This window comes from Campylobacter concisus (genome assembly GCF_003048985.1).
GTDB lineage: Bacteria > Campylobacterota > Campylobacteria > Campylobacterales > Campylobacteraceae > Campylobacter_A > Campylobacter_A concisus_AY.
The window spans coordinates 68,935-79,476 of the sequence record NZ_PIRS01000011.1; the positions used below are offsets into that span (position 1 = coordinate 68,935).

The window sequence follows — 10,542 nt, forward strand, 5'->3', positions numbered from 1 at the left end:
AAATGGATTTTAAAACAGCATATACGCACGATTTGCTTACTCAAGCCGAACAATGCTTCTCAGATAAGGAGCTCACGCATAGCTTTTTAAAATTTATTTTCAATAGTTCTAAAAATAGACAAGAAGCAGAGAGAAAACTAAAAGCCCTTAGGGCTAGAATTTTTCATTTAGAAGATATGGCAAAAAATTCTTACAACATGATCCTTGATATGCAACGCACTGCACAACAAGAAGAATATGAGTTAGACAAAAAACAAAGACAAGTCTTTGGCAATAGTGAAATTTATGACTTTTTTATAGATAGCAAAAATGATGAATTTATAGCATATCTAAAGGAAATGGCGCCATTAGAGCGAATAAATACAGCTATTAAACAATTTGAAACGATGAGAGCACGTTGTGATAGTCTAATAGATGGTTTAAGAAAAAGCTATCCCATGAAGAGTAATCAAGTCATTACACAAACACCACAAACAAGTTCTAAGGCGAGAAAAAGCAACACATTACAGCTAGATCGTGGCTTATATTTAAACAATACTGGGAGATTTTAAATGATAAAAAATAATAAAAAATTATTTAATATTGCAATAATTTTACTCTTAGCAATAGCAAATTTACACGCAGTAAATACTCCAAGGCTATCTAAATTTGACAAACGCATCACGTATGCAACATACAATGCCGATGACGTTGTCTTAGTTAAGTGTAAAGAGGGTTTTGTGAGTATTATAGAATTTGAAAAAGATGAACGCATCGTAAATATAGCAACTGGTTTTAGCGATGGTTGGGAAGTAATGGATAAAGATAACTATCTATTTATTAAACCAAAGAGTTACACCATAAAATCCGAAGAACAAAATATGACCAATGAAAGTGGTGAGCAAATAGAATTTTATGGTAGTTCGGTTATTCAACCAAATGCAGCTGATTGGAAGACAAATCTAATCATCACAACAAATAAAGATAAAGTTTATACATTTGATTTGGAACTAGGAGAGACTAACAAGATTAATTACAAACTAACTTTTAATTATGCAACCCCTAAAGAAAAGATAGAAAAAGAGAAAGCCGAAAAAGAACTCGCCGAAAAAGCAGCAAAAGAAAAGGCACTATATAAAAAAGAGATCGATAGAAATACAATACCTAGAAATTGGAACTTTGCAATGCATGTAAATAAAGATAGTGAAACTATAACACCTGATTATGCATATGATGATGGTGTCTTTACATATCTTGGTTTTAGCTCAACTAAAACTATACCAAGTGTCTTTCTCTTTGATGATGCTAATAAAGAAAGCATCCTCAATACTCATATCAAAAAAGACGGCAAATATGACGTAGTTGTGATCCACAAGACAGCTAAAAAAATTTTACTAAGAAGTGGCAATAAGTTAGTCGGAATCATAAATAATGGCTATGGTCAAAATCCACTTGATAAAACCTACAGCACTAATAAAGACAATATTCAAAGAGAGATTATAGACAATGAGCAAAAATAGAAGTAATGAAAATATGAATAATCAAGAGTCTCAAGTTGAAAGAATTGAATATGAGCATCCAGAAGTCGAAAATGAGCCAAGCAAAAAATTAATGGTTATTGCGGTCATGGTTTTATGTCTGGTTGTTTTTGTTATGGTTGGTCTTAGTTTTTTAGGGAAAAATAGAGAGGCAAATGATGCTGTAAAATCACAAGTTCAACAAATAGGAACTGAAGTAAAGAATAAAAATTTTGAGTTGCCTCAGCAAGAAGTGTCTCAAAAGAATTTTCAAGAGTTTCAAGCTGCTTCAGCACCACAACAAACGCCTGTGCAAGTAGCGAGCAAGCCAGACCCTTTATCAAATACTACGGTAGTTCAAAAAACTATTTTTAAGCCTAAAGTTTTTAAAACTGGTAGTAGTTTGGCGATTGCAACAAGTAGTTCAAGCAAAAAAGATATATATGTTGCCGACCAAAACATATCTTGGGCAGAACAAGCCAAACGTTTTGAAGAAGACCAGGATTATGAAGGCAATACATACACTCCAAAAATTGCCGTAAAAGACAAATTTAACCCTAGTCTCTTGCTTCAAAAAGGCACATATATTGGTTGTTCGCTCGACACTAGACTTGTGTCTCAAATTAAAGGCGGAATATCTTGCACAACTAGCGAAGACGTATATAGCAAAGATGGCGTAACTCTCTTAATTGAAAAGGGAAGCAAAATCTTTGGCAGCTTCAGAAGCGGAGAGATGAATGATGGAATGAATAGAATTTTTGTTATTTGGAGCGAGATCAGAACACCAAACAATATTAACATTCCAGTTCAAAGTGGTGCTAGTGATGAATTAGGCGGTAGCGGTCTACAAGGATACGTTGATCATCAATGGCTAAAAAGATTTGGTGCTAGCATATTGCTTTCAATGGTAGATGATGTTTTTAATTATGCTGCAAATGGTAAACGTGACAATAGCTATGACTATAGCGAAAACACTAGAGACTCTACACAACAAATGGCAAATACTGCACTTGAGGAATTTATAAAAATAAAACCGGTCCTTTATAGAAATCAAGGAGATATAGTTGGTGTTTACGTCAATCGTGATATAGACTTTAGTAAGGTATATAAGCTTACAATAGGTAGAAGAAAATGAGCACTGTGGGATTAGACAAATCTGCTATGCTGGATGGCTATGTCAAAAAGTATTTTGGCAAGTATCTAGATGATGAAAGCATAAATGAAATAGCTTACAACGGCGGAAATCTAATTTGGACTGAAGATATAATCGGTAATTGGTCTAGTCACGAAAGTGAATTAAACTTTAATGCTGCCCTATCTTTTGCTAATGCATGTGCCGCTTATAAAAACGATAAGATAGAAAGACAAAAACCTATTTTATCATGCATTCTTTCAACTGGAGAGAGAGTGCAAATAGTTATACCAAATGCTACAAAAGAAAATCATATATCAATCACCATTAGAAAACCTAGCAAGGTTCGTTATACGATAGATGACTACATTAATAATGGTTCAATAGATGCAAATATGGCAAATGAACTAAAAATAGCTATCGAAAATGGCAAGAATATTATTATTTGTGGTGAAACTGGTAGCGGAAAAACTACTTTTATGAAAACGCTTATCGATTTTATACCATTAGATGAAAGAATTATTACTATAGAAGATGTTGAGGAAATTAAATTTTGGGATCATAAAAATTTTGTTCAACTCTTTTATCCAAGTGAGGCAAAAAGCGATAGTCTAGTAAATGCCACAACTCTCTTAAAGAGCTGCTTGAGAATGAAACCCAGCAGAATTCTACTAGCAGAAGTTAGGGGTGGTGAAACATATGATTTTTTAAATGTGATTTCAAGTGGTCATAATGGCAGTATGACAAGTTGTCATGCTGGTAGTGTTAAGTCAGCCATAGATCGTCTTGTAATGATGAGCATGCAAAATACTCAAGCCCAAGTTCTAGGTAAAGATATGTTGCTTGATATTGTTTCAAATACAATTGACTACATCGTAGTTTTTAAGCGTCTTGGCAAGAGACGTCAAGTTACAGAATACTTGGCTAATGGCGAATATTTCATAAGAAATAATGAAGGTAATGCTTTTGTTGAGTCTAGCTTAAGGAACGCTAAGCAATGAAAAAAATGCAGATTGGTTTTTTAATTGCAATTGCCTTAATTATAGGCTATTTATTGGCTAGTGTATTATTTTTTGGACTAAATCACAGTTTTAAAAAGCTTCCAGAAATATGGTATTTAGGGCTTACTTTTGATATGCTGATAAACGGCTGGTCAAAAGCATATTTGGCTTACTTTATTGCAAATTTAATAAGTTTCACTCTAGCTTTTTTACTACCATTTTTACCAAAGAAACAAAGCCTACACGGAGATGCAAGATTTGCAAATGCCAATGATGTAAAGAAAATGGATCTTTATGGAGATGGAATAATCATTGGTAAATTTCAAAACCGCCTCTTAAGATTTGGCGGTCAGCAGTTCGTATCGCTTGGCGCTCCAACACGTAGCGGAAAAGGCGTTGGTATTGTTATTCCAAATTTACTTGACTGGAAAGAGAGTGCAGTTGTTCAAGATATTAAACAAGAGTGCTTTGACTTTACTAGCGGATATAGAGAAAAAATACTAGGGCAAAAAGTATATTTATTTGATCCATTCAATAAACGCACTCATAGATATAATCCACTAGCTTATATTGATATGGCAAGCGATAATGCAGATGGGCAGCTAACTGATTTTGCAAATATTTTATATCCCATGACAGGCGATAGCACTACGCAGTTTTTTAACCAACTAGCTCAAAACTTATTTATAGGAATTTGTTATATCGTTCATGATCTTTTAAATTCAAAAGGTGGCATTTCGCTCCTAAAAGCACTAAATATGGAGATAGATTTTACACTATATGGTATTTTGCAAATGAGCGAAGGTTTTAAAGGTGAAGTTGATATAGACGGCAATAGAAAAATTATATTCAAGGCATTTGATGATACATATAATGTTTTATCTGAGCTTGGACTAATTGGTAAAAAAGCTCAAATGCGTTGCCAAAGCTATTTCAAGATTGATAGTGATAACACAAAAAGTGGTGTCATGTCAAGTTTCAATGCTCCTTTGATGATGTTTAGAAATGACAATATGAGGCTTGCTACTTCAGCAAATGATTTTGATTTTAGAGATCTTCGTAAAGAAAAAATGACTATTTATGTAGGTATTACTCCGGATCAATTGGCAAATGCAAAGCTAATTTTAAACATATTTTGGCAGCAATTAATCTTGGTAAATACAAAAGAGCTACCACAAGCTAATCCCGATTTAAAATATAAAGTGCTTTTGGTAATGGATGAATTTACTGCACCAGGCTTTTTAGGAATATATTTAAAGTCAATTAGCTTTATAGCTGGATATTGGCTAAGAAGCCTAATGATCTATCAATCAAACTCACAACTTGAAGCAAATCAACCTGATGGATATGGAAGAGAAGGTGCTAAAACACTGCTTACGAACCATGCTTGCCAAATTTTTTATACACCAAGAGAACAAGAGGATGCTAAAAAGATTAGCGAAATTTTAGGAACAAAAACCATTAAAAATAGGAGTAGAAATCTAGGACAAGGCGGTGGAGGAAGTGAAAGTGACACAAGTAGAGCCTTAATGCTTGCGCAAGAATTACGAGAAATGCCTTTTGAAAACGAGCTAATCACGATTGATAATGGCAAACCTATTATGGCAAAAAAGGCATTTTACTACTCAGATCGCTACTTTATGAACAAATTCAAAGAAGTAAGTCCAAGCCTTAGAGTGATCGATGGAGATAAATATAAGATAAAAGTGAAAGAAAGTGGAAAGATACCAAATCGCAATCAATTAGAGAAAGCTATTCAAAATGGTGAGACAAACATAGAAGTCCCTATTCAAAACACAGCAAATATAAAAGCATACTTTAAAGAGCTTTATAATGATGAAAGTTCTAGATATAAAAATTTACCTGAAATAGTTCATGAAATAGATGAGACTCAAGAAGAATATGAAAAAAAACTTAGACTTCAAAGGGATAAAGATGAAGCAATAAAAGAAGAGACTCAAAAGCTTTACGAGCAACAAATAGTCGAACAATCGAGTAATGCAAATAAAAGTGTAGAAAATATCGATACTGATCCGGTAGCAGAAGAAACAATCAACGATAGCGATAGCATAGAAGAATTAATGGCTCAAAATGCTAGTTGCCCAAATTTTGATGAATTAGACGATGAAAGACAAGACTATAGTGAGTAGATAATGAAAGATACAAGCTTTTATGAAAAATATATAACACCGGCACAACTGGAAGAGATGTTTGGCATTAGTAGAGGACTTCAAAATAAGTTACGAATGCAAAAGAACTATACGGATGAGAATAGACAAAAACATTTACCTTTGCCGTTTTTAAAAATTGGCAACCGTATTTTATACAACATTGATAGCATCAAACAATGGCTAGAAGACATAGAACAAAAGTAATTTCCAAGGAGACAAAATGATTAAATTTACGAGTTTAGCAAGTATGGCAGCTATATCCTTTTTATTTTTTGGATGTTCAAGCATACCAAAGCCAATAGAACTTGATAGTAGTAGTCAAATCACTATTAACCAAGAGCTAATTAGGCAAGAAAGGCACAATATTCCGCTAGATCCATTCTTAAAACAAAATAACTGGACATATAACTTAATGTTTGAAAAAAGTGACGATGAGTATATACCAAATAATATGATTGTTAAAACATTTTATGTAGCGCACAATGCCGATAAGATCATAGTTATTGGAAATAAAAAGATAGCCCAAGACTACAAAGATTACTTGGCAAGCAATGGTTGTAAGAATATTGCTATTCATCCAGTAGATAGTATTGGACAATCTAAAAAACGCGTAAATATCTTATTTTTTGGAATGAAAGGAAAAAACGATGAAGATTATATCAAAAGCTTTACTAACTTGTTTGATTTTTAATAGTGCCGTATATGGAGCTGATGAGCTTACTGGGGATACAAAACTAGCATGCGAAGCTATTTTGTGCCTATCAAGTAGCGAAAGACCAAGTGAGTGTTCGGCAAGTTTAAGTAAATACTTTTCAATAAGAGCAAAAAAGGCACATGAAACGGCAAAAAAGAGGAAAAATTTTTTAAAGCTTTGTCCAACCGATACTGCTATAAAAACAGATCAAGATTACGCAAGTTTGATTGATACTATATCAGAGATAGGTGGGGGATGTGATGCTAGCGATCTTAACAAGAATTTAGACAAACGTCGTGTCTGGGATAGTGAGAAAGGACTATATCAAACTCAAATTAGAATAAGCCCAAACATGCCTGAATATTGTAAAAGACTTGCTCGTCATAATTATACAAATATTAAGGACTTGAAATATACTTGCGACACCAAGTTTTATGACGAGGGTATATGGAAAAGAGGATATGAGCTACAAACTATAAGTCAAGCTCAATACAACGCTTTAAGTAGCGATAAAAAAGAAATTCAACCAAATCCAGAATTTTCGAAATGTGACGACATAAATAAAAGTTACCATTGGCGACAGAGTTGTCGTCAACATATATCTCAATACCTATTCTTTGAGAAGAAGTATTTTAGTAAAACATGCTGGGTAGACTGATGGAAAATGAAAATCTATTTGATAGCACTGGCTCATCTGAAGTTGCACCAATAAGAAAACTCGAAAGCAAAGATGAAATCATAGCTAGGCTTCAAAAAGAGGCAGAAAATGCCAAAAACGAGCTAGATGATGTAGAGCAAGGCAAAAAAGAATTGCAAGAAAGACTTGAAAGACTAGTTTATGAGCGTAATACAACAGCTGATATTTTAAAGAATGAAGTGGCGGAGCTAAATTCTAAATTTGAAAAAGCTGGATTGAAAATAAGCGAAAAAGGCGTTGTCTCTGTCTTGGATTATTCCAACTACCAAAAAAGAGTTGACATGAGTTTCAACATGTTTAATAGTGAGCTAAATTTGGTTCAACAAGCCTTTGAAAGATTTGCAACAGAAAATAATGCAGATTACAGTAGATACGTTAAAATGGTTCAATCGCTTATGGATGAGAGTGCAAAGCTTAAACAACTCTTTGAATACCTAAATGAATTTATGCTAAATCCTCCTAGTAAAGAATTTATGGCTCTCATGAATAATACACTTGCTATTAGGAAAATAGCTCAAGACTATAAAGAATTTGAAAGCATCGCAGACATCACTAAAGTCAAGGTAACCATGCAAGATCAAGAAAATGCTTTTAACGAGATGACTATGCAGTTTAATAATTTTGCTGCAAATCAAAACAAATTCTTTGAAGAAGAGCTAAATAAGATTGAGGTTTTTAAGGACAAGATAAACATAAGGCTAAATGATACTGGAGATGAATATAAAAGATTTAGTGAGAATATGATCGCTAATTTAAACAATCAGTTAAAAGTTTTTGAGGTAAATCTAGCTGAGTATAAAGAAATTAGAGAAAATGAAACAAAAATACTAAAAAATTTAAAAAAAGGAGGATACGCACTAACAGGATTACTTTTTATGATGTGCTTGGCACTTGGTGGAATTATCGGTTACGCTATTTTCTTAATCAAATAGCGTTATAAAAATTTTAAATTAAAAGGATAAAACAATGGCAGATTTTGACAGAACAGAAAACGGCAACGAAAAGAACCTTGCAACAATTTTCATAAGCAAAACTGAATTACCAGAACAAAACAAAACATTAATTGGCTTTGGCATGGAGCGTCCATACGAAAAAGATGGAAAAGAAATAGAACTTGGTGCAGTAAAAGCATTTTATGCTATAGAAAATGCTAGAAATTTTCTCAATGGTGTTGATTGTCGCAATCACCCAGTAAAAATAGAGTGCGGCTTACAAAACGAAAAGCACACTTTCTATACAGCATCTACTTGGATACACAATGGCATAAACGATAAGACTGGTCAAGCTTATAGTCTTCATAAAATGGCAATTACAATTCGCCCAGAGATTAAAAACGAAGCTGGCGAAATAGTTCAACAGCAAGAGAGAATTTTTGCTACAAAAAATAGAAATGGCGTAAAAGGTTACTCTTTTGACGTTACAAATGATAGTGCCCTCGAGAAAGAATTTTTAAGCAATATTTCCAAAGGCTTTAACTTGGGTCTGGTCGCTGAAAAAAATGAGACATTGGCTAAAAATCCAAAACTTATGGAAATCGTTAATAAAATTCCAGACAGATCAGCCGTAACAATGAATTATGACTTTGTTAAGCAACAAGGCATAGTCGTATTGCCAGAAACCATGAAAGCAGTCACAAAATCAGTAAGCAAAGGTGCTGAAATTTTAAATGGCGAATTAAAGCAAGAGCAAAAAAGTCAAGGTTTTGATAGATAGTCTCACTTCAACTTTTTTGCTGTATTTAGGGCTAAAACTGCTACTTTTAGCCCTTCAAAAATTATAATAAAAAATAATTTTAAAATGTATAAAAATATAAAAAACAATTTAAAACAATTTAAAAAATTAATGAAGGATACAAAATGGGTAGATTATTTATAGCAGAAAAACCTGAACTTGCACGTGCAATAGCTAAAGGGCTTATATGAAAAGTATAAAACATTTCGTGGCGGATATGTAGCTCCATAAAAGTAGGAGAATAAAGCAATGAATAAATTGGTAATAAATATTTATGGTAGTCCAGGAGCTGGCAAAAGTACGCTAGCTAAAAATTTAAAAAAATACATGAGAGAAAAAAGAATAGATGTTGGCTTAATTTCGGAATTTGCAACGGAACTCATCGAAAACAACCAAAAAGAGAGGCTAAAAGACCAGCCATACGTTACCAAAGGACAGATGTTAAACATCGCCAAAGTGCTTAAAGAGCACGACATAGCAATCAGTGACAGCCCTATAGAGCTTGGTAAATTTTATTGCGATCCAAAAGATAAGAAAAGAACAAATGAACTCATAAAAAAATGTAAAAACTTCTATACGAGTATCAACTTCTTTTTAAAACTTGACAAACAAGCCAAACAGGACTACACAATGGAAAGCAGAGTTCACACATACGCACAAAGCCAAAAATTGCAAGAAAGAATGCTGGCTTCGTCTATTCTTAGAGATGAAACGTTTATGATTATAGACAGAAACACGCAAATCAAGGAAGTTTTAAAAATGATTGAAAAATCAAAACAATGGAAAGAACACCAAAATCAAAGCAAAGGATTAGAGCTATGAACGAAAACACAATAATCATAATTGAAAGTCCAAACAAGGTCAATAAGATAGAGCAAATAACTGGAGCAAAAGTTTATGCTACAAAAGGGCATTTTAAAGAGCTTACAAATCAAATAGTGGTTGATTTTAAGAACTATGAGCCAATATTTGATTTCAAAGAAGATAGCAAAAGCCGAATAAATGCAATATTCAATGATTGCAAAGGGAAAGATGTCGTAATTGCGACAGACCCTGATAGAGAGGGATACGGAATAGGCTATATGGTTTATCAAACTATTAAAAATATAGCAAAAAGCGTTAAACGTGCAGAATTTCACGAGATCACAGAGAGTGGAATAAAAAAGGGACTAGATAGTGCTGTGCCTTTTGCAAACTCAAATTTAAAAGAATTTGATAGCTTCAAGGCAAGAGCGGTAGGCGACAAGTTGGTGGGATTTATTATGTCGCCAACATACATCAATAAGCTAAATGATAAAAACAATAGCGTAGGCAGGGTGCAAACCCCAGCTCTTGCTCTAATTGTAAAGCGAGAATTGGAAATAAAAGAATTTCTAGAAAATAAGGCAAACGCAAAGATCGATTATAAAATAAAAGTAAAGCTTAAAACAAAAGACGGCATAGAATTTAATGCGGTAAATGACAATATATTTACAGACAAAGATGAAGCAAATGCCAAAATATCTGAATTAGCTGGTAGCCTAGCAAAGGTATATAAAATTGATGTTAAGCAGGCACAACAAAAGCCTAAAGTACCTTTTAGAACCTCACAACTACAAGAGTACGCAAATAAAAGATTGG

At 33.3% G+C, this 10,542-nt stretch carries 11 protein-coding genes and 1 pseudogene; all 12 read left to right on the forward strand.

Features of this window, described 5'->3' with window-relative positions; all coding sequences use genetic code 11:
* Positions 1-2: 2 nt before the first annotated feature.
* Positions 3-551, forward strand: a complete 549-nt coding sequence (locus tag CVS91_RS08080; protein ID WP_103568021.1) for a hypothetical protein — start codon at positions 3-5, stop codon at positions 549-551.
* Positions 552-1,499 (forward strand): P-type conjugative transfer protein VirB9, encoded by a 948-nt coding sequence (gene virB9 / locus CVS91_RS08085; protein WP_103610262.1) that lies wholly within the window; start codon positions 552-554, stop codon positions 1,497-1,499.
* The gene (gene virB10 / locus CVS91_RS08090) at positions 1,486-2,631 is read left to right on the forward strand and encodes a type IV secretion system protein VirB10 (RefSeq protein WP_223228592.1); all 1,146 of its coding nucleotides are present in this window, start codon (positions 1,486-1,488) and stop codon (positions 2,629-2,631) included. The genes virB9 and virB10 overlap by 14 nt, the downstream gene beginning before the upstream one ends.
* Positions 2,628-3,629, forward strand: coding sequence for an ATPase, T2SS/T4P/T4SS family (locus tag CVS91_RS08095; protein ID WP_107831478.1), 1,002 nt, complete (start codon positions 2,628-2,630; stop codon positions 3,627-3,629). Before virB10 ends, CVS91_RS08095 begins: the two co-directional genes overlap by 4 nt.
* Positions 3,626-5,440: pseudogene (locus CVS91_RS08100) on the forward strand (type IV secretory system conjugative DNA transfer family protein); the annotation flags it as partial. The gene CVS91_RS08095 and the pseudogene CVS91_RS08100, both read left to right, overlap by 4 nt.
* A 342-nt stretch (positions 5,441-5,782) precedes the next feature.
* Complete coding sequence (locus CVS91_RS08105) at positions 5,783-6,004, forward strand: DNA-binding protein (RefSeq protein WP_103568025.1); 222 nt, start codon at positions 5,783-5,785, stop codon at positions 6,002-6,004.
* Positions 6,005-6,020: 16 nt separating this feature from the next.
* Positions 6,021-6,491, forward strand: coding sequence for a cag pathogenicity island Cag12 family protein (locus CVS91_RS08110; RefSeq protein ID WP_181000159.1), 471 nt, complete (start codon positions 6,021-6,023; stop codon positions 6,489-6,491).
* Positions 6,448-7,152, forward strand: coding sequence for a TrbM/KikA/MpfK family conjugal transfer protein (locus CVS91_RS08115; RefSeq protein ID WP_107831482.1), 705 nt, complete (start codon positions 6,448-6,450; stop codon positions 7,150-7,152). The genes CVS91_RS08110 and CVS91_RS08115 overlap by 44 nt, the downstream gene beginning before the upstream one ends.
* Positions 7,152-8,123, forward strand: coding sequence for a hypothetical protein (locus tag CVS91_RS08120; RefSeq protein WP_103589006.1), 972 nt, complete (start codon positions 7,152-7,154; stop codon positions 8,121-8,123). Before CVS91_RS08115 ends, CVS91_RS08120 begins: the two co-directional genes overlap by 1 nt.
* 34 nt (positions 8,124-8,157) lie before the next feature.
* On the forward strand, positions 8,158-8,904 hold the full coding sequence (locus tag CVS91_RS08125; protein WP_103568028.1) for a hypothetical protein: 747 nt from the start codon (positions 8,158-8,160) through the stop codon (positions 8,902-8,904).
* 267 nt (positions 8,905-9,171) lie between these two features.
* Entirely contained in the window at positions 9,172-9,744 is a 573-nt protein-coding gene (locus CVS91_RS08130; protein ID WP_103617584.1) for an AAA family ATPase, read from the forward strand.
* A partial coding sequence (locus CVS91_RS08135; protein WP_199906250.1) for a DNA topoisomerase occupies positions 9,741-10,542 on the forward strand: 802 nt, incomplete at its 3' end. The genes CVS91_RS08130 and CVS91_RS08135, both read left to right, overlap by 4 nt.